This is a genomic window from Citrobacter sp. Cb031 (assembly GCF_030336725.1).
In the GTDB taxonomy this organism is placed as follows: domain Bacteria; phylum Pseudomonadota; class Gammaproteobacteria; order Enterobacterales; family Enterobacteriaceae; genus Citrobacter; species Citrobacter braakii.
This window is the reverse complement of sequence record NZ_JAOWDA010000019.1, coordinates 33,675-53,824: the sequence shown is the minus strand read 5'-3', so window position 1 is coordinate 53,824 and position 20,150 is coordinate 33,675. Positions and strand designations below refer to the sequence as shown.

Below are 20,150 nucleotides of genomic sequence, written 5' to 3'. Positions count from 1 at the left end.
GAAATGGTGCAATTAACACCGCATTTATTAACCACGAAACGGCTCTCTTTCTGGATACATTGCGCGATTGTCAGCGGATGCCTGAGCGCATGCCAGGCCTGGGCCAGCGATCTCTATTTTGACCCGGCGCTGCTGGAAACGGAGAAAAGTGGCCAGCGGGCAGTGGATCTCAACGTATTTTCTCAGAATAACGCCCAGCTCCCTGGTGAATATATTGTTGATATTTATATTAATAAAAAGAAAACGGTACAACGTACGCTGCCGTTCATCGCCGGTAAAGACCACCAGCTGATTCCTCAGTTCACCCTTGGGCAGCTACGTGAGTTGGGCTTTAAGATCGACAACTATCCGCAGCTTGCGGAGCAGGACAACCGTACGATAATTGCCGATCTGGCGCAGGCCATCCCCGGCAGCGTCTCTCAGTTCGACTTCAACCACAGCCGGCTGAATCTCAGCGTACCGCAGATTGCATTGTACCGCGACGCCCGCGGCTATATTGACCCCTCCCGCTGGGACGACGGTATGCCGGTGCTGTTTACCAACTACGCCTTTAGCGGCTCGCAGAACCAATACGACAGCGATAACACCCAGCGCCAGTATCTGAATATGCAAAACGGCGCCAATATCGGCCCCTGGCGGCTGCGCAATTATTCCACCTGGACGCACAACGATAACGACACACGCTGGGAGAGCATTAATAGCTGGTTGCAGCGGGATATCAAAAGTCTGAAATCGCAGTTGGTAATGGGCGAGAGTGCAACGGAAGGCACGGTATTCACCAGCTATCAGTTTACCGGCGTGCGGCTGTACTCCGATGAAACCATGCTGCCCAACAGCCAGCGCGGCTTTGCGCCGACCATTCGCGGTATCGCCAACTCCAGCGCTATCGTCACGGTACGGCAAAACGGCTACACCCTGTATCAAAGCAATGTCCCGGCCGGCGCTTTTGAAATCAACGACCTCTACCCCTCTTCCTTCAGCGGCGATTTAGACGTCACTATCGAAGAGGCCGACGGTAGCGTGCGGCACTTCGTCCAGCCGTTCTCCGCGCTACCGCAGATGCAGAGGCCGGGATATCTCAAATACAGCGCCACCGCCGGGCGCTTTCGCGCCGCCAGCTCGCAGGACAGCAACGAACCGGAGTTCCTTGAAAGCACCGCCAGCTATGGCCTGAACAACGTGTTGACCCTGTACGGTGGCCTGAATGCCTCGCAGGACTATCGGGCGCTGGCGCTGGGTCTCGGCTCTACACTCGGCGAACTTGGAGCGGTATCGATGGATGTCAGCCGTGCGGATACCCAGCTTGATAACGATGAAAACTATCACGGCTACAGCTGGCGTACCCAGTACATCAAAGATCTACCGGAAAGCGGCACCAGCGTGTCAGTAAGCTACTATCGCTACACCAGCAGCGGTTATTTCAACTTCTCCGACGCCAACCAGAAGGACATCAGCGCCGACGACCGCCTGCGCGATGAAGCTCAGTTCACCGTCAGCCAGTCGCTGTTTTCTGGTATCAGCTTCTACGCCTCCGGCTCGCAGCAGAAGTACTGGGATCGCGGGGGGCAGGATAAAAACCTGTCCATCGGCCTGAACGGCAATCTATGGGGCGTGAGCTATAACCTCAGCGGCCAGTTCACCGATTCGCAGGACAGCGACAACGATCGCACGCTGTCGCTCAGCCTGAGCGTACCGCTGGATCGCTGGCTGTCGCATGCGCGGGCAACCTGGCGCACCACCGATCAACGCGATCGCGCCACACAGCACGAAGTGGGTATCAACGGCTCGCTGCTGGAAGACCGTCGACTGAGCTATAGCCTCAAACAGCGGCAAAGCGAAGGCGGCGGTGGTGATAGCAGCAGCCTGTACGGCAGCTATCGCTCTGCCTATGGCACCATGAATGCGGGCTACGACTACAGCAGCGATAGCCAGCAGATGAGCTACGGCCTCTCCGGTGGTATTGTCGCCCATCCCCACGGCGTGACGCTGTCGCAGCCGCTGGGTAATGCCTTTGCGCTGATTGACGCCAACGGCGCGGCAGGTATCCGGGTGAAAAACTATCCGGGCATCGCCACCGACTATTTTGGCTATGCCATTATCCCCTATCTGACCGCGTATCAGGAAAACGCCATCTCTCTCGATACCACTATGATGCCGGATAATGTCGATGTGACCGAAACCGTGCGTACCGTGGTGCCTAATCGCGGTGCCGCCGTAACGGCGCACTTTATTGCCCAGACCGGCTACCGCGTGCTGTTGAAACTCACCGATGCGCGAGGGAATGCGCTGTCCTTCGGCGCAGTAGCCAGCAGCCAGACGCAGCAAAGCATCGTCGATGAAGGCGGCGTGCTGTATATCACCGGCGTGAACAATCAGCCGCAGAGGTGGTCCGTGCGCTGGGGCAATCAGCCTGATCAACAGTGCCAGTTTACCTTCAGCCTGCAGGAAGATGCCGCTCGCAGCGCCGCAATACATAATGGGAACGCACTATGTCAATAAAGAATTCGTGGATGAAAAATGGGATTGCCGCCGCGCTGCTGGCGCTATCTATCGCCCCGGTCTACGCGGCGAACGGGTCCTGCGTCGCAGCAGGTCGCTTTAACGCCGATGTTTCCAGCGACTGGACGCAAGCCCAGAACGTCGCCGGAACCTCGCTGGAGCTGCCGACACCGCTCTCAGGCGGTGCCTATCAAATTGATTGCGACTGTGGCGCGGGTAGCAAAGTGGCGCTGTTCTATACGGTCACCAGCGCGCTACCCGGAATCGGTCAACTCAGCGGCTTTTACCATCTGAATGATAATCTGGATATTAAAACCGAAGTTGACGATATTCCCGGCGCCACAGCCGTCTTACCGACAAACCGTGACCCATTGAGAGAAAGCGGCTCGTATGGGATAAGCAGCGAAAAAGACAGCGTGTGTATCTACGATCCGGCGGAGAATCGCGCCGCGCCGGTGACGATTGGTGCACGTACCCGTTTTACGCTGTACGTCACCAAACCCTTCTTAGGTGAACTGGTGATTCCAGATACCCCAATCGCCTCCGTACGGGCCGGATGGAGCACGACGACCTCCCCTCCGTTAATGAACCGCCTGGGAAATATCGCCGAGCTGCACATCCAGGGGAGCATTACCGTGCCCCAGGACTGTAAAATCAACCAGGGCGACGTCATTCAGGTCGATCTCGGTTATATCAACACCAGTCGTTTCACTACCCGCAATGAGATGCCGGACGGCTATACACCAGTCAATTTTGATATTGTCTACAACTGTGGCGATACATCAAGCATCAACAATGATATGGAAATGAGGATTGATGGCGATGATGTGCTTGATCAGTACACGTTAGTCGCCCGCCGCCGGGAGGCCGATAATATCCCGGACATCGGCGTGAGAATGGCTCGTATCGACGACACCCACATCAATATCCCGTTCACAAATGGGTTGATCGCTATCGGTGATACCGGCGAGGGGCGCATCAGCCTGGAGGCATGGCCGATCAATCTCCTCGGTGGAACGCCAGCCCCAGGTAAATTTAGCGGTACAGCCACGATTACCGTTCTCGTGAAATAGCGGTTTACTCTATCCTCTGGCGTTGTGCCAGTTCGATGAATTGCTGCAGGGCGGGCTTTAGCTCGCCCTTCTTCCATGCCATCAACAATGCCAGCGTTGGCGCTTCACCGACGATTGACCGAAAAACCACCTGCCCGGTATTAAAATTATTCATATAACCGGGTATCAAAGTCACCCCCAGCCCCATGCCGACCAGATTCATGGTCACCAGAATATTGGTCGCTACCTGCACAATATTGGGCTGGCTTTTCTGCTGCTGAAACCAGTTTTTGACAATCATCGCTAGCGCCCCGGAATAAGCAGGATCGGTACTGACAAAATTTACGCCGTGCAGCTGTTCTGCGGAGATCGCTTGCTCATTGGCTAACGGATGATTCACCGGTAACACCACGACCAGCGGCTCATGAATCAGCTCCAGATAATCCAGCTCCGGGCTGTACACCGGGTGACGCATTAAGCCCACGTCCAGTTCTCCGTTGAGGATCCTTTCTTCCTGTTCGGTGGTTATCAGGCTTACCAGCTCAATGTGCGTATCCGGTTGTTTTAAACGAAATAAGGGTAGCACCTTCGGGAGCAAATTCACCTCAGCGGAAGGGACAAAACCAATAGCGAAATGATTATCTTCCTGCCCCGTTTTACGGGCGCGAACTTTGGCATTTTCCGCCTGCTCAAGGATCGCCAGCGCATCCTGTAAAAAGCACTCCCCGGCCGCCGTCAGCGCAACTTTTCGCTTGTCCCGCACCAGTAACGGAACGCCCACGCAGGTTTCCAGATCGCGGATCTGGCTGCTTAACGACGGCTGAGAGGTATGCAGCTTTTCTGCCGCCCGGGTGAAATTCAGCGCCTGCGCCACCGCCACAAAATAGCGTAAGTGCCTCAGTTCCATGCCCTTCTCCTTGTTATCGAAAAAATGTCTCAACTGGTAGAAATTTACTATTTCACAGATTGATAACTAACCAGCAACATCCTTATGGCACAAAAATAGAAGGTCAATACATCTTATCTTTCAGGATTAAAAAATATGACCACACCCTCAAATTTAGACATCTACCAACTGATCGACACGCAAAACGGTCGTGTAACCCCACGGATTTATACTGACCCAGAAATTTACCAACTGGAGCTGGAGCGCATCTTCGGGCGCTGCTGGCTATTTCTCGCCCACGAAAGCCAAATCCCCAAAGCCGGTGATTTTTTTAACACCTACATGGGCGAGGATGCGGTCGTGGTGGTTCGCCAGAAAGACGGCAGCATCAAAGCGTTTCTCAACCAGTGCCGCCACCGGGCGATGCGCGTCAGCTACGCCGACTGCGGGAACACTCGCGCCTTTACCTGCCCGTATCACGGCTGGTCGTACGGTATCAATGGCGAGCTGATCGACGTCCCGCTGGAGCCTCGCGCTTACCCGCAAGGGCTATGCAAATCGCACTGGGGACTGAACGAAGTTCCTGGCGTAGAGAGCTATAAAGGGCTGATTTTCGGCAACTGGGACACCACCGCGCCCACGCTACACGATTATCTCGGCGACATCGCGTGGTATCTCGACGGTGTGCTTGACCGCCGCGAAGGCGGCACAGAAATCGTCGGCGGCGTACAGAAGTGGACCATCGACTGTAACTGGAAATTCCCCGCCGAACAGTTTGCCAGCGATCAGTATCACGCATTGTTCAGTCATGCCTCCGCTGTGCAGGTGTTGGGGGCAAAAGACGACGGTAGCGATAAACGCCTCGGTGACGGACAAACCGCTCGCCCGGTGTGGGAAACCGCCAAAGATGCACTACAGTTCGGCCAGGACGGGCACGGCAGCGGCTTCTTCTTTACCGAAAAGCCGGATGCCAACGTGTGGGTCGACGGCGAAGTCTCCAGCTACTACCGCGACACCTACGCGGAAGCTGAACAGCGTCTGGGTAAGGTTCGTGCCCTGCGTCTGGCCGGTCACAACAACATTTTTCCAACGCTTTCCTGGCTCAATGGTACCGCTACGTTGCGCGTCTGGCATCCGCGCGGTCCTGATCAGGTTGAAGTGTGGGCGTTCTGTATTACCGATAAAGCCGCCTCTGATGAAGTGAAAGCCGCATTTGAAAACAGCGCTACGCGCGCTTTTGGCCCCGCCGGATTCCTTGAGCAGGACGACTCGGAAAACTGGAGTGAAATTCAAAAACTTCTGAAGGGCCATCGGGCGCGTAATAGCAAACTGTGCCTGGAAATGGGGTTAGGTCAGGAGAAACGCCGTGAAGACGGCATTCCGGGGATCACCAACTACATCTTCTCAGAAACCGCCGCCCGCGGCATGTATCAGCGCTGGGCTGATTTACTCAGCAGCGAAAGCTGGCAGGAAGTGCAGGAAAAAACCGCCGCTTACCAGCAGGAGGTGATGAAATGAGTGCTTTAGTTTCCCTGGAACTGCATCACCGCATTACGCAGTTTCTCTACCATGAAGCCAGCCTGCTGGATGACTGGCAGTTTCGCGACTGGCTGGCACAGCTGGATGACGACATTCGCTATACCATGCGCACAACGGTCAATGCCCAGACGCGCGACCGTCGCAAAGGCGTGCAGCCGCCAACCACCTGGATTTTTAACGACAACAAAGATCAGCTTGAACGCCGTATTGCACGACTGGAAACCGGGATGGCCTGGGCAGAGGAGCCGCCGTCGCGTACCCGGCACCTGATCAGCAACTGCCAGGTCAGTGAAACCGAAGTGCCGGATGTATTCGCCGTGCGTCTTAACTATCTGCTGTATCGCGCGCAAAAAGAGCGCGATGAAACCTTTTACGTCGGCATGCGCATGGACAAAGTGCGCCGTTTACCGGGCGATGAGTGGCGCTTACTGGAGCGTGAGATCGTGCTGGATCAAGCGGTGATCACCTCCCATAACCTGAGTGTATTGTTCTGATGAGTCGTATTTATGCCTGCCCCGTAGGGGATTTGCCGGAGGGTGAAGCGCTCCGGCTCGACACCTCGCCCGTCATCGCGCTGTTCAACGTTGGCGGCGAGTTTTATGCCATTAACGATCGCTGTAGCCACGGTAATGCCTCGATGTCGGAAGGTTATCTGGAAGACGACGCGACGGTGGAATGCCCGCTGCATGCCGCCAGTTTCTGCCTGAAAACCGGTAAGGCGTTGTGTTTACCTGCCACCGATCCGCTGACCACCTACGCGGTGTACGTGGAAGGTAGCGATGTGTTCGTTGATATTCCAGAGGACGCGAGATGAGCGATTTACGCGATAACGTGGTCTTTATCACCGGCGGCGGCTCCGGTCTTGGCCTGGCGCTGGTCGAGCGTTTCATTGAGGAAGGCGCGCGGGTCGCCACGCTGGAACTTTCGCCAGCCAAAGTCGCCAGCCTGCGCCAACATTTTGGCGAACATGTGCTGGCAGTAGAAGGCAACGTCACCTGCTACGCCGACTATCAGCGCGCGGTGGATCAAATTCTGGCGCGCTACGGCACCCTGGACTGTTTGATCGGCAACGCCGGGATATGGGATCACAACGCCTCGCTGGTCAATACGCCAGCGGACGCGCTGGAGAGCGGCTTTCATGAGCTGTTTAACGTCAACGTGCTGGGCTATCTGCTGGGCGCAAAAGCCTGCGCCCCTGCGCTTATCGCCAGCGAAGGCAACATCATCTTTACCCTTTCCAACGCGGCGTGGTATCCCGGCGGCGGCGGTCCGTTGTATACCGCCTCTAAACATGCCGCCACCGGGTTGATTCGCCAGTTAGCCTACGAGCTGGCGCCAAAGGTGCGCGTCAACGGCGTCGGTCCGTGCGGCATGGCGACCGATCTGCGCGGCCCACAGGCGCTGGGCCAGGGCGATACGTCGATTATGCAGTCGCTGACGCCGGAAAAAATCGCCGCCATTTTGCCGTTGCAGTTTTTTCCTGAGCCAGCGGATTTTACCGGCCCGTATGTGATGCTGGCGTCAAAGCGCAACAATCGCACATTGAGTGGCGTGATGATCAATGCCGATGCCGGTTTGGGCATTCGCGGTATTCGTCACGTTGCCGCCGGACTGGATCTCTGAGGAGGCGTTATGAGCCATAAAATTATCGCTATCGTCGGCGGTGGTCAGGCTGCGGCAATGGCCGCCGTCGCACTGCGTCAGCAAGGATTTAACGGCGAATTGCATCTATTTTCTGATGAGCTGTATCTGCCCTATGAACGCCCTCCGCTCTCCAAAGCGATGCTGCTGGACGAAAATCCACAGCGACAGCCGATCCTGAACGCTGACTGGTGGCGGGAGAACAACGTACAGCTGCATCTTGGCGTCACGCTGCGTCAGATTGACCGCACCTCGCGCACGCTGATGCTCGCCGATGGTCAGTCCTACCGCTGGTCGCAGTTGCTGTTGGCGACCGGGGCCGCCGCCAGACCGCTGCCGTTACTGGATAAACTGGGCGAACGTTGCTTTACCCTGCGTCACGCCACAGATGCCGAGCGTCTGCGCGGTGCCTTGCTGCCGGGCAAGTCGATTGTGATTGTCGGTGCGGGCACCATTGGCCTGGAATTAGCGGCCAGCGCGATCCAACGCGGCTGTCGGGTGACGTTAGTGGAGCTGGCCTCAACGGTAATGGGTCGCAACGCCCCTGCTCCGGTGCGCGACTGTCTGCTAAACCGCCACCGACAGGCAGGGGTGCGGGTGCTGCTCAACAGCGCCATTGAGCACGCTGAAGCGGGAGAGTTTCTCTCGCTTACCCTGCAAAACGGCGAGACGCTACAGGCCGATGCGCTGGTTTATGGCATCGGCATCGTGGCGAATGATGCGCTGGCTCGCGAAGCGGGGCTGGAGACGGCTAACGGTATTATCGTTGACTCCGCCTGCATCACCTCCGATCCCGCGATTTTTGCCGCCGGTGATGTGGCGATAACGCGCCAGCCTGACGGTTCGTTAGAACGGGTAGAAAGCTGGGAAAATGCCAATAACCAGGCACAGATTGCCGCTGCCGCAATGCTTAATCTGCCGTTGCCGGAGAAGACGCCAGGCTGGTTCTGGACCGACCAATTTAATGACAATCTGCAATTTGTTGGCGATATGCAAGGGCAAACATGGTTATGTCGTGGCAATCCGGATGACGGCAAGGCTATCTGGTTCCAACTGCATGATGGGAAGCTAATTGGCGCAGTAGCGCTCAACAACGGACGCGAAGTGCGCGCACTGCGTAAGTTAATTCATTCAGGACGAGTAGTAAGCGAGGAAGCGCTGTGCGATGAAGGCGTAGCGCTGAAGTCGTTGTGATAGCAGCCTGATAAGCGCAGCGCTATCAGGCATGAAAAAAGGCCGCATCAGCGGCCTTTCGTTTTGCGTTAAGCAGAATTACGCGTAAACCGGGAAGCGTGCGCAGATATCCAGAACTTTACCTTTGACGCGCTCGATAACGGCTTCGTCATTGATGTTGTCCAGAACGTCACACATCCAGCCAGCCAGCTCTTTCACTTCCGCTTCTTTAAAGCCACGGCGAGTTACAGCCGGAGAACCGATACGGATACCGGAAGTCACAAACGGGCTCTTCGGATCGTTCGGCACGCTGTTTTTGTTAACAGTGATGTTAGCGCGGCCCAGTGCGGCGTCAGCTTCTTTACCGGTCAGGTTTTTATCAACCAGATCCAGCAGGAACAGGTGGTTTTCAGTACCGCCAGAAACCACTTTGTAGCCACGGTTCAGGAACACTTCCACCATCGCTTTGGCGTTTTTGGCAACCTGCTGCTGGTAAACCTTAAACTCAGGCTCCATCGCTTCTTTCAGCGCCACGGCTTTCGCCGCGATCACGTGCATCAGCGGGCCGCCCTGCGCGCTTGGGAACACCGCGGAGTTCAGCTTTTTGTACAGCTCTTCGTCACCGCCTTTAGCCAGGATCAGGCCGCCGCGCGGACCCGCCAGGGTTTTGTGGGTGGTGGTGGTCACTACGTGTGCGTGTGGAACCGGGTTCGGGTAAACGCCTGCGGCGATCAGGCCCGCAACGTGCGCCATGTCAACGAACAGGTATGCGCCAATGCTGTCGGCGATTTCACGCATTTTTGCCCAATCAACAACGCCAGAGTAAGCAGAGAAGCCGCCGATGATCATCTTCGGCTTGTGCTCTTTGGCCTGCTTAGCCATATCTTCGTAGTCAATTTTACCGGACTCATCAATACCGTAAGGGATGATGTTGTACAGCTTGCCAGAGAAGTTAACCGGGGAACCGTGAGTCAGGTGGCCGCCTTGCGCCAGGTTCATACCCAGAACGGTATCACCCGGTTGCAGCAGAGCGGTGTAAACAGCGAAGTTAGCCTGAGAGCCGGAGTGCGGCTGTACGTTAGCGTAGTCAGCGCCAAACAGCTCTTTTGCACGATCGATAGCCAATTGCTCAACGATATCAACGTACTCGCAACCGCCGTAGTAGCGCTTGCCCGGATAACCTTCAGCGTATTTGTTGGTCAGCTGAGAACCCTGCGCCTGCATAACACGCGGGCTGGTGTAGTTTTCGGAGGCGATCAGTTCGATGTGCTCTTCCTGACGTACTTTTTCCTGCTCCATAGCCTGCCACAGTTCGGCATCATAATCGGCAATGTTCATTTCACGCTTTAACATCCGCATCTCCTGACTCAGCTAACAATAGAATTTCGGCCTAAAAAGGCAGTCCCGTTGGACGACGGCGAACAGTATAACCGAATCATTCTTCGATAACAGGTCTTGACAAAGGATTTTACGCAAACGATTACCTTCACGGCGCGCAAGGCTTTGGAGAACAAAGGTCTGCTGAATTTCAACGGATTTCTTTTCAGGTTTGTGATGCAGATTTTTCACGATGTAACCTTTACAACGCAAAGTGACAAAGAACCATTTACAATGCAGGGGTATTTTTTATAAGATGCATTTGACATACATCATTATAATTTCAGATAAAGGAAGACCGTATGCTTGACGCACAAACCATCGCTACAGTGAAAGCCACCATTCCCCTGCTGGTTGAAACAGGCCCGAAGCTGACCGCCCATTTCTACGATCGCATGTTTACGCATAACCCAGAGCTGAAAGAAATCTTCAACATGAGTAACCAGCGTAATGGCGATCAGCGGGAAGCGCTGTTTAACGCTATTGCCGCGTATGCCAGCAATATCGAGAACCTGGCGGCGCTGTTGCCTGCCGTTGAGAAAATCGCGCAGAAGCATACCAGCTTCCAGATTAAACCGGAGCAGTACAACATCGTAGGTGGCCATTTGCTGGCAACGCTGGACGAAATGTTCAGCCCGGGCCAGGAAGTTCTGGAGGCATGGGGCAAAGCATACGGCGTGCTGGCGAACGTTTTCATCAACCGTGAAGCGCAGATCTACAGCGAAAATGCCAATAAAAATGGCGGCTGGGAAGGTACCCGTCCTTTCCGCATCGTGGCAAAAACCCCACGCAGTGCGCTTATCACCAGCTTTGAATTTGAACCTGTCGACGGTGGCGCAGTGGCTGAATATCATCCGGGGCAATACCTGGGCGTCTGGCTGAAGCCGGAAGGTTTCCCGCATCAGGAAATTCGTCAGTACTCACTGACCCGTAAACCCGATGGCAAAGGCTACCGTATTGCTGTGAAGCGTGAAGACGGTGGTCAGGTTTCCACCTGGCTGCACAACCATGCGAATGTTGGCGACATCGTTCACTTAGCCGCACCTGCGGGCGATTTCTTTATGGACGTCGCGACCGATACCCCAGTGTCTCTGATTTCAGCAGGCGTGGGTCAAACCCCGATGCTGGCGATGCTGGATACGCTGGCAAAAGCGAATCATACGGCGCAGGTTAACTGGTTCCACGCGGCAGAAAATGGCGATGTACATGCCTTTGCCGATGAAGTGAATGAACTGGGCAAAACGCTGCCACGCTTTAGCGCACACACCTGGTATCGTGAGCCAACCGAAGCCGATCGCGCGAAAGGTGCGTTTGATAGCGTTGGTCTGATGGATTTGAACAAACTGGAAGGCGCAATCAGCGATCCGGCGATGCAGTTTTATCTGTGCGGTCCGGTTGGCTTTATGCAGTTTGCCGCGAAGCAGCTGGTCGATCTGGGCGTGAAAAACGAGAACATTCATTACGAATGCTTCGGCCCGCATAAAGTCTTGTAATTACTCATGCCGGATGGCGCTGCGCTTATCAGGCCTACGGGATATTGTAGGCCTGATAAGGTGTTTACACCGCCATCCGGCAAGCACGGCGCGGCTTAGATTGCCGCGTCGTCTTCTTCACCGGTGCGAATACGAATCACGCGTGCCACGTCGAAGACAAAAATCTTACCGTCACCGATTTTACCGGTCTGGGCAGTACGAATAATGGTGTCGACGCAGGTATCGACGATGTCGTCGGTGACCACAATTTCAATTTTTACCTTCGGCAGAAAATCCACCATATATTCCGCACCACGGTACAGCTCAGTATGGCCTTTCTGACGGCCAAACCCTTTCACTTCTGTTACAGTCATACCGGTAATGCCGACTTCAGCCAGCGCTTCGCGGACGTCGTCCAGCTTGAAGGGTTTAATAATCGCATCAATCTTTTTCATGCTATTCCTTGAAAAGGTCGCCTGTCTTTTGATCGAATAAAACTAACATAATCCGCAGATTTATTCTTTGAAATCGTTTGCATCCAGCTCATGGCGAGAGAGCAACTTGTAGAATTCGGTGCGGTTGCGCCCCGCCATTCGCGCCGCATGGGTCACATTGCCCTTGGTGATTTGCAACAGCTTACGCAGGTAGTTGAGTTCAAACTGGTTACGCGCTTCAACAAAGGTCGGCAGCGCGGTGTTCTCCCCTTCCAGCGCCTGCTCCACCAGCGCGTCGCTGATCACCGGCGAAGAGGTCAACGCCACGCACTGCTCAATCACGTTAACCAACTGACGCACGTTACCAGGCCAACTGGCGGTCATTAGTCGTTTCATGGCATCGGTAGAAAAGGCGCGCACGAACGGTTTGTGTCGTTCAGCAGACTGGCGCAGCAGATGGTTTGCCAGCAGCGGAATATCTTCCGTACGCTCGGCCAGCGCTGGGATCTTCAGGCTCACCACGTTGAGGCGATAGTACAAATCTTCGCGAAATTCCCCCCGAGCCATCGCTTTGGGTAAATCACGGTGGGTCGCGGAAACGATCCGCACATCAATATCGATATCGCGGTTACTGCCCAGCGGCCTGACTTTTCGCTCCTGCAATACACGTAGCAATTTAACCTGCAACGGCGCGGGCATATCGCCAATCTCATCGAGAAACAGCGTCCCGCCTTCCGCGGCCTGAAACAGCCCTTCACGATTGCTCACCGCGCCGGTAAAGGCGCCGCGCGCATGACCAAACAGTTCAGACTCCAGAAGTTGTTCCGGCAATGCGCCGCAGTTAATGGCAATAAAGGGCTTGTGGCTGCGCGAGCTGGCGTTATGAATGGCCTGGGCAAAAACTTCTTTCCCGGTTCCGCTTTGGCCGTTGATCAATACGCTTACGTCCGATTGCGCCACCATGCGCGCCTGTTCCAGCAGGCGCAGCATCAGTGGGCTGCGGGTGACGATGGACTCACGCCAGCTGTCATCAGCGGCAGGCGCAGACTGTTCCAACGCCCCGTCGATCGCATGGTATAACGCGTCTTTATCCACCGGCTTAGTGAGAAAGCTGAACACCCCTTGCTGAGTCGCCGCAACGGCGTCGGGGATGGAACCGTGAGCGGTGAGGATAATAACCGGCATTCCCGGCTGCACTTTCTGGATTTCAGTAAACAGCTGCATGCCGTCCATTTCATCCATGCGCAGATCGCTAATAACCAGATCCACTTTTTCACGGTTCAGCACTCGTAGCCCTTCCTGCCCGCTTTCTGCGGTTACGACGCTGTAGCCTTCGCTGGTCAGGCGCATTCCAAGTAATTTCAACAGGCCGGGATCGTCATCCACCAGCAGCAGATGCGCGGGCTTACGGCTTATCATGGCGTGACCTCATCGGCAGACGGCGCTGCGCCTTCCTCGTTATCAGGTGGGGTGAGTTTATCGTTCCCGTGCGGCGCATCAGGGTTGTAACTACCGGCAGGTTTGCGCGTGGAAAGCTGGCGTTCAATATCGGTCAGATTCTCCAGCTTGCGGGTCGTGAGATCGAGCTGAGACTGCAAATGTTGCTGCTGCTGACGTAGCGTATCAAGATCGCTGTCTGACGCCTGCTGAAGCTTGCTGTAGCGCATACGCTCTTCGGCCAGTTGCAACTGCAACGTCTGACTGCTGCGCCAGACCTGATACAGCGGGCGTACCTGTGGCGGAATTTGCGGGCTTAATGCGTCGAGGCGCGTAACCGTCTCCCGCCTTTCAGGCGGCGTAATGTTGGCGTTATCAAGCAGGATCCCGCGCCTGAAAGCCCCCTGCCAGGTATCAGGCATCATCGTGCTGGCTTCACTACGCGCCTGTACCGGCATCAGGCGATTGGCGCAATCCATCGCCCGCAGCCAGTACAGCGGATTGGTCTCTGTGGGCTGACCAGACAGCGACCAGATATCGCTACAGTCGGTTGCAAGGTAGTCCGCCAGTTGATGAGGCGGAATTTTCTCCTGCGAGGGGTCGCCGATAATATGATTCACCGCGTTCGGGACGCAGCCTACCAGCGCCAGACACGGCAGGCTTGCGAGGATGACGCGACGGAAAAAATGTCGTTTAAGCATTCGGACAACAACGTATGGCATACTCACCAGACTTAGGTTTATTTTAGTGATTTTTCGCTGCAGATAGCGGCAGTTCTATGCGAAAACAAACGTTTTGCGCATGCTCATCAACCAGATACAGTTTGCCCCGCATACGGCGGATGCAATCTCTGGCAATGCTCAGCCCCAACCCGCTTCCTTTTACCGCCCCTTTTCGCTGATGGCTACCCTGGAAAAAAGGCTCGAAGACCATGGTCTGTTCTGCTTCTGGAATCGGTGTGCCGGTATTCATTACATCAATGTATACCATTGAGCCATGCAAACTGCTGCGGATCCAAATGTTACCGGATTCAGCGCCATAGTGCACCGCATTGGAATAAAGATTGTCCAGCACGCTCATCAATAGCATCGGTTCTGCCAGGCAGGCGTTCACCGCAAGCGCAACATCAGTATGTATCATTTTGGCGCGAGCGGGCAGGCTATGTGCAGAAACGACACTTTCCACCAGCGGCGCGATTTCCACTCGTTCAAGCTCAACCTCGTCATCCGCCAGCTTGCGGTTGTAATCGAGCAGTTGCTCAATCAGTTTTTGCAGGTTGCGGCTACTGTCATCGAGAATACCGACCACCTCTTTTTGCTCTGGCGTTAACGGCCCAACGACCTGATCGGCTAACAGCTCGGTACCTTCGCGCATGCTCGCCAGAGGCGTTTTCAGCTCATGAGACAGGTGGCGTAAAAACTGATGTCGTTGTGACTCCAGCCAGGAGAGACGTTCGCTCAGCCAGATAATGCGCTGCCCCACGGAGCGCAGCTCCCGGGGTCCCGTAAATAATACGCTATCGCCCAGCGAGCGCCCTTCCCCCAGACGATTGATCATTTTTTCTATGCCCTTCACCGGACCGATTATCATGCGGGTAAACAGCAACACCATCGCCAGGCTGACAAGAAACAGCACCAGCGCCTGCCAGCCAAAGAACTGCCCACGTTCGGCGATTTCCTGCTGTAGCTGCTGCCCACGAGAAAAGACGACCGTGCGCGTCGCTTGTACCATTTCAGTATTGGCACTGGCGAAAGCGTCCAGCCGCGCCGCCGCCACGCTGTCAGGACCGCTGTTAGTGCACTGCAACTGCGCGAGATCGTTGAGGTCCTGACGCAGTGCCTGATAAAGCTTGGTATCCGGCAACACGCCCGCATGCGCATCCAGCATGTCGCTGTAGCGTTTACGTTGGCTCTGGTAAACCTTAGCCAGCGTCGGGTCATCAAGCACACAGTATTGCCGGTAGCTACGCTCCATCTCCAGCGCGGCATTGGTCATCGCTTCGCTGCGTCTGGCGTCAATCAGCGTGGTTTGGTTCGTCAGCGCCGCCTGCGCGCTCAGGGCATTCAGACTTTGCCACGCCTGCCAGGCCAAAACTAACAACGGCAGCAGGATAAGCAAAAATGCCAACGTAACCAATTGACGTAAAGATCGGGGGAAAACAGACCAGCGCTTCAAGGCGTTACTCTCAATGGACAGGAATTAGGTTGATGCTAACTGAGGGGAACGTCAGATACAACAAAGCCGGGATTAACCCGGCTTTGTTGTGGAATAAGGCGGTGCCTAACTCGACGTTTCGCCCGAAGGTTGATATGAGCGATGCTAATATCAGATGTTGGACGGCAGGCACCTTGTTGTGCGTCATTCGAAGTTTATGTAGCACGTCCCGAAGGGGCTGACATAAGAAGGTGAATGAGCCACTGGGCTATATTATGCAGCATCTGTGCCAATATTCAAAACACTTTATTAACACAATGATAAATATAGAAAATGTTCTTATTCATATGAAAAATGATTTTGGCTATTTTTCACCCTTACCGTCTCCAATCAGCAACACTTGCAGCACTTAAAAACAAATTCATTATAAATCATATAATTAAGTGTCTCTTTTTGACGACAACGTAACCCCACCTATGTCGGGATTTCCCGACACTTAAACGCATTGTCGGATAGCGGCATACAAAATGACAGACAAAAAAAAGCCCCTCACGCAGAGGGGCTTAAGGGTTATCGAGCTGATTACCCGAGCTGCTTACGCGCGTTGCGGAAGATACGCATCCACGGGCTGTCCTCGCCCCAGTTTTCCGGGTGCCAGGAGTTGCTCACGGTACGGAATACGCGTTCCGGGTGCGGCATCATAATGGTGACGCGACCATTTTCAGTAGTAACGGCAGTAATTCCGTTCGGCGAACCGTTCGGGTTAGCCGGGTAGGTCTCGGTCACCTTACCGAAGTTATCAACGTAGCGCAGCGCCACCAGTCCCTTACTCTCCAGCGCGGCCAGATGCGCGCCGTCACGCACTTCCACACGGCCTTCACCGTGAGAAACGGCAATCGGCATCATCGAACCAACCATATCGGCAAGCAGTAAAGACGGGCTTTGCGTCACTTCGACCAGGCTGAAGCGGGCTTCAAAACGATCGGAGTGGTTACGCACAAAGCGTGGCCACAGCTCGCTTCCCGGGATCAGTTCACGCAGGTTAGACATCATCTGGCAACCGTTACACACCCCGAGCGCCAGCGTTTGCGGGCGATGGAAGAAGGTTTCGAACTCATCACGGACGCGGTTGTTGAACAGAATCGACTTCGCCCAGCCTTCCCCTGCACCGAGCACATCGCCGTAAGAGAAACCGCCACAGGCTACCAGCGCCTGGAAGTTACCCAGACCGATACGTCCGCCCAGCAGGTCGCTCATATGCACATCGATGGCGTCAAAGCCCGCACGGTGGAAGGCAGCCGCCATTTCAACGTGGGAGTTCACGCCCTGCTCGCGCAGCACGGCCACTTTTGGACGCGCGCCGGTAGCGATGAACGGGGCGGCAACATCTTCGTTGATATCAAACGACAGTTTAACGTTGAGGCCAGGATCGGCATCGTTGGTTTTCGCGTCGTGTTCCTGATCGGCACACTCCGGGTTGTCGCGCAGACGCTGCATCTGCCAGGTGGTTTCCGCCCACCACATGCGCAGCGTGGTGCGGCTTTCGCTGAACACCGGCTGACCGTTGGCGCTCAGGGTGAAACGGTCACCCGTTACCGACTGGCCGAGATAGTGCACGCAATCTGCCAGGCCATGTTGTGCCAGCAACACCTCAACCGCTTCACGGTCAGCAGCGCGAACCTGGATCACTGCGCCCAGCTCTTCATTAAACAGCGCCGCCAGACGATCGTCACCCAGAGAGTGGATATCAGCGTCAATACCGCAGTGACCGGTGAAGGCCATTTCCGCCAGCGTAACCAGCAGTCCGCCGTCGGAACGGTCATGGTAGGCCAGCAGCTTACGCTGCGCGACCAGCGCCTGAATGGCGTCGTAGAAGCCTTTCAGTTGCTCAACGTTACGCACGTCGGCAGGCTTGTCGCCCAGTTGACGATAAACCTGTGCCAGCGCCGTCGCGCCCAGCGCGTTGTGACCAAGACCGAGGTCAATCAGCAGCAGGGCGTTGTCTTCAGTAGAGAGCAGTGGGGTTATCGTGTGGCGCACGTCTTCCACGCGGGCAAAGGCGGTGATCACCAGCGACAGCGGCGAAGTCATTTCACGCTGCTCATTACCTTCCTGCCAGCGGGTTTTCATCGACATAGAGTCTTTGCCCACCGGAATAGTCAGGCCAAGCGCCGGACATAATTCTTCCCCAACGGCTTTTACCGCTTCGTACAGCCCGGCATCTTCACCGGGGTGACCCGCAGCCGCCATCCAGTTGGCCGACAGTTTAATGCGTTTGATATCGCCAATCTGCGTTGCCGCAATGTTAGTCAGCGCTTCACCTACCGCCAGACGCGCAGAAGCCGAGAAATCCAGTAGCGCAACTGGCGCACGCTCACCGATAGACATCGCTTCACCGTAGTAGCTATCCAGGCTTGCGGTGGTGACCGCGCAGTTGGCTACCGGGATCTGCCACGGACCAACCATCTGGTCACGCGCCACCATGCCGGTAACGGTACGGTCGCCGATCGTCACGAGGAACGTTTTCTCAGCGACAGTCGGCAGATGCAGCACGCGGTTAACCGCATCTGCAATCGAGATTTCGCCACGATTCAGGGCGTCGCCTTTGGCTTTCAGCGTCTGCACATCGCGGGTCATTTTCGGGGTTTTACCCAGCAGCACATCAAGCGGCATGTCGATCGGCTGGTTATCGAAGTGGCTGTCGCTCAGTGTGAGATGCTGTTCTTCAGTGGCCTCACCGATCACCGCATACGGCGCGCGCTCGCGCTTACACAGTTCGTCAAACAGCGGTAGCTGGTCAGCGGCAACCGCCAGCACATAACGCTCCTGGGATTCGTTACACCAGATTTCCAGCGGGCTCATACCCGGCTCGTCGCTAAGGATATCGCGCAGCTGGAACTTACCGCCGCGACCGCCATCGCTTACCAACTCCGGCATGGCGTTAGACAGACCGCCTGCGCCAACGTCATGGATAAACAGGATCGGGTTCGCATCGCCCATCTGCCAGCAGCGGTCGATAACTTCCTGGCAACGACGTTCCATTTCCGGGTTGTCGCGTTGTACCGAAGCGAAATCAAGATCGGCATCAGACTGGCCGGAAGCCATAGAGGAGGCCGCCCCGCCGCCAAGCCCGATGTTCATCGCCGGGCCGCCGAGGACGATCAGCTTGGCGCCAACGACGATCTCACCTTTTTGCACATGATCGGCACGGATGTTACCGATCCCCCCCGCCAGCATGATCGGTTTATGGTAACCGCGTAGCTCTTCGCCGTTGTGGCTGTTGACCTTTTCTTCGTAGGTTCGGAAGTAGCCGGTCAGCGCCGGACGACCGAATTCGTTGTTAAATGCCGCGCCGCCCAACGGACCTTCGGTCATGATATCGAGCGCGGTAACAATACGGTCCGGCTTACCAAAGTCTTCTTCCCACGGCTGTTCAAAGCCAGGAATACGCAGGTTGGAAACGGAGAAGCCCACCAGCCCGGCTTTCGGTTTTGCACCACGACCGGTTGCACCCTCGTCGCGGATTTCGCCGCCGGAGCCGGTAGCCGCGCCCGGCCACGGAGAGATAGCCGTCGGGTGGTTGTGGGTTTCAACCTTCATCAGGATGTGGGCTGGCTCCTGATGGAAATCGTAGCGGCCGGTTTTGTGGTCGGCAAAGTAGCGGCCCACTTCAGAACCTTCCATTACCGCGGCGTTGTCTTTATAAGCAGACAGCACGTGGTCCGGCGTGGTTTCGAAAGTGTTTTTAATCATCTTGAACAGCGACTTGGGCTGCTGTTTACCGTCGATAACCCAGTCGGCGTTAAAAATTTTGTGGCGGCAGTGCTCGGAGTTAGCCTGCGCAAACATGTACAGTTCAATGTCGTTCGGGTTGCGTCCCAGTTTGGTAAACGCATCCTGCAGATAGTCGATTTCGTCTTCCGCCAGCGCCAGACCGAGACGCAGGTTAGCGTCGATCAGCGCCTGGCGTCCCTCACCCAGCAGATCAACACTGGAGACCGGCGCAGGCTGGTGATGGACAAACAGTTTTTCGGCATCGTTCAGCGCAGAGAAAACCGTTTCCATCATGCGGTCGTGCAGTTCGTCGGCAACCATCTGCCACTGCTCAGCGGTCAGCGTAGAGGCTTCTACATACCAGGCAATGCCACGTTCCAGACGGCTAATCTGTTGCAGGCCGCAGTTGTGGGCAATATCAGTCGCTTTAGAAGACCACGGGGAGATGGTGCCAGGGCGAGGCGTAACCAGCAGCAGTTTGCCTTCAGGGGCATGGCTGTGAAGAGCAGGACCATATTTCAGCAGGCGTACAAGCTGGGCGTGCTCATCCTCATTCAACGGTGCATTCAGATCGGCAAAATGGACGTACTCGGCGTAAATATTGTGGACCTGGAGGTTGGCAGCCTGAAAACGTGCCAGCAGTTTGTTAATACGGAATGCAGACAGTGCAGGTGAACCACGCAGAATTTCCATCATAAGTCTCTCGTCTTCT

General features: G+C 55.6%; 15 protein-coding genes and 1 pseudogene. 9 read left to right on the top strand and 7 right to left on the bottom strand.

Going from position 1 to position 20,150, the window contains the following annotated elements:
- Positions 1-3: 3 nt before the first annotated feature.
- Positions 4-2,499, top strand: a complete 2,496-nt coding sequence (locus OGV93_RS01525) for a fimbria/pilus outer membrane usher protein (protein ID WP_287109315.1) — start codon at positions 4-6, stop codon at positions 2,497-2,499.
- Entirely contained in the window at positions 2,490-3,572 is a 1,083-nt protein-coding gene (locus OGV93_RS01520) for a fimbrial protein (RefSeq protein WP_200083819.1), read from the top strand. Before OGV93_RS01525 ends, OGV93_RS01520 begins: the two co-directional genes overlap by 10 nt.
- A gap of 4 nt (positions 3,573-3,576) precedes the next feature.
- Here the strand turns inward: OGV93_RS01520 and hcaR are convergent, their stop codons facing one another.
- Entirely contained in the window at positions 3,577-4,458 is an 882-nt protein-coding gene (gene hcaR / locus OGV93_RS01515; RefSeq protein WP_181598990.1) for a DNA-binding transcriptional regulator HcaR, read from the bottom strand.
- 135 nt (positions 4,459-4,593) lie between these two features.
- Here hcaR and hcaE point away from each other — a divergent pair, with 135 nt between their 5' ends.
- The 5 genes from hcaE to hcaD are packed head-to-tail and all read left to right on the top strand — an operon-like array spanning position 4,594 to position 8,811.
- A complete protein-coding gene (gene hcaE / locus OGV93_RS01510; RefSeq protein ID WP_286482656.1) occupies positions 4,594-5,955 on the top strand; it encodes a 3-phenylpropionate/cinnamic acid dioxygenase subunit alpha in 1,362 nt (453 codons plus the stop codon).
- The gene (hcaF, locus tag OGV93_RS01505; RefSeq protein WP_016154024.1) at positions 5,952-6,470 is read left to right on the top strand and encodes a 3-phenylpropionate/cinnamic acid dioxygenase subunit beta; all 519 of its coding nucleotides are present in this window, start codon (positions 5,952-5,954) and stop codon (positions 6,468-6,470) included. Before hcaE ends, hcaF begins: the two co-directional genes overlap by 4 nt.
- The gene (hcaC, locus tag OGV93_RS01500) at positions 6,470-6,790 is read left to right on the top strand and encodes a 3-phenylpropionate/cinnamic acid dioxygenase ferredoxin subunit (RefSeq protein ID WP_016154025.1); all 321 of its coding nucleotides are present in this window, start codon (positions 6,470-6,472) and stop codon (positions 6,788-6,790) included. The genes hcaF and hcaC overlap by 1 nt, the downstream gene beginning before the upstream one ends.
- A complete protein-coding gene (hcaB, locus tag OGV93_RS01495; protein ID WP_047358253.1) occupies positions 6,787-7,599 on the top strand; it encodes a 3-phenylpropionate-dihydrodiol/cinnamic acid-dihydrodiol dehydrogenase in 813 nt (270 codons plus the stop codon). The genes hcaC and hcaB overlap by 4 nt, the downstream gene beginning before the upstream one ends.
- Before the next feature lie 9 nt (positions 7,600-7,608).
- A complete protein-coding gene (gene hcaD, locus OGV93_RS01490; RefSeq protein ID WP_287109314.1) occupies positions 7,609-8,811 on the top strand; it encodes a phenylpropionate dioxygenase ferredoxin reductase subunit in 1,203 nt (400 codons plus the stop codon).
- 78 nt (positions 8,812-8,889) lie between these two features.
- Here the strand turns inward: hcaD and glyA are convergent, their stop codons facing one another.
- Positions 8,890-10,143, bottom strand: coding sequence for a serine hydroxymethyltransferase (gene glyA, locus OGV93_RS01485; RefSeq protein ID WP_003835277.1), 1,254 nt, complete (start codon positions 10,141-10,143; stop codon positions 8,890-8,892).
- 326 nt (positions 10,144-10,469) lie between these two features.
- Here glyA and hmpA point away from each other — a divergent pair, with 326 nt between their 5' ends.
- On the top strand, positions 10,470-11,660 hold the full coding sequence (gene hmpA, locus OGV93_RS01480; RefSeq protein WP_287109313.1) for an NO-inducible flavohemoprotein: 1,191 nt from the start codon (positions 10,470-10,472) through the stop codon (positions 11,658-11,660).
- A gap of 3 nt (positions 11,661-11,663) precedes the next feature.
- Positions 11,664-11,759: pseudogene (locus tag OGV93_RS23890) on the top strand (hypothetical protein); the annotation flags it as partial.
- On the opposite strand, the gene glnB reads toward OGV93_RS23890, so the two are convergent.
- The 5 genes from glnB to purL all read right to left on the bottom strand — a co-directional run bounded on the left by glnB (position 11,756) and on the right by purL (position 20,134).
- Positions 11,756-12,094: a nitrogen regulatory protein P-II gene (glnB, locus tag OGV93_RS01475; protein ID WP_002914032.1), complete on the bottom strand. Its 339-nt coding sequence runs from the start codon at positions 12,092-12,094 to the stop codon at positions 11,756-11,758. The pseudogene OGV93_RS23890 and the gene glnB overlap by 4 nt on opposite strands.
- 60 nt (positions 12,095-12,154) lie before the next feature.
- Entirely contained in the window at positions 12,155-13,489 is a 1,335-nt protein-coding gene (gene glrR, locus OGV93_RS01470) for a two-component system response regulator GlrR (RefSeq protein WP_312025979.1), read from the bottom strand.
- Positions 13,489-14,232 carry a two-component system QseEF-associated lipoprotein QseG gene (gene qseG / locus OGV93_RS01465; RefSeq protein WP_049041523.1) on the bottom strand — a complete coding sequence of 248 codons (744 nt, stop codon included), beginning with the start codon at positions 14,230-14,232 and terminating at the stop codon, positions 13,489-13,491. The genes glrR and qseG overlap by 1 nt, the downstream gene beginning before the upstream one ends.
- A 22-nt stretch (positions 14,233-14,254) precedes the next feature.
- Positions 14,255-15,685, bottom strand: coding sequence for a two component system sensor histidine kinase QseE/GlrK (gene qseE, locus OGV93_RS01460; protein WP_287109312.1), 1,431 nt, complete (start codon positions 15,683-15,685; stop codon positions 14,255-14,257).
- Positions 15,686-16,246: 561 nt separating this feature from the next.
- Positions 16,247-20,134 (bottom strand): phosphoribosylformylglycinamidine synthase, encoded by a 3,888-nt coding sequence (gene purL, locus OGV93_RS01455; RefSeq protein WP_287109311.1) that lies wholly within the window; start codon positions 20,132-20,134, stop codon positions 16,247-16,249.
- Between the last annotated feature and the right edge of the window lie 16 nt (positions 20,135-20,150).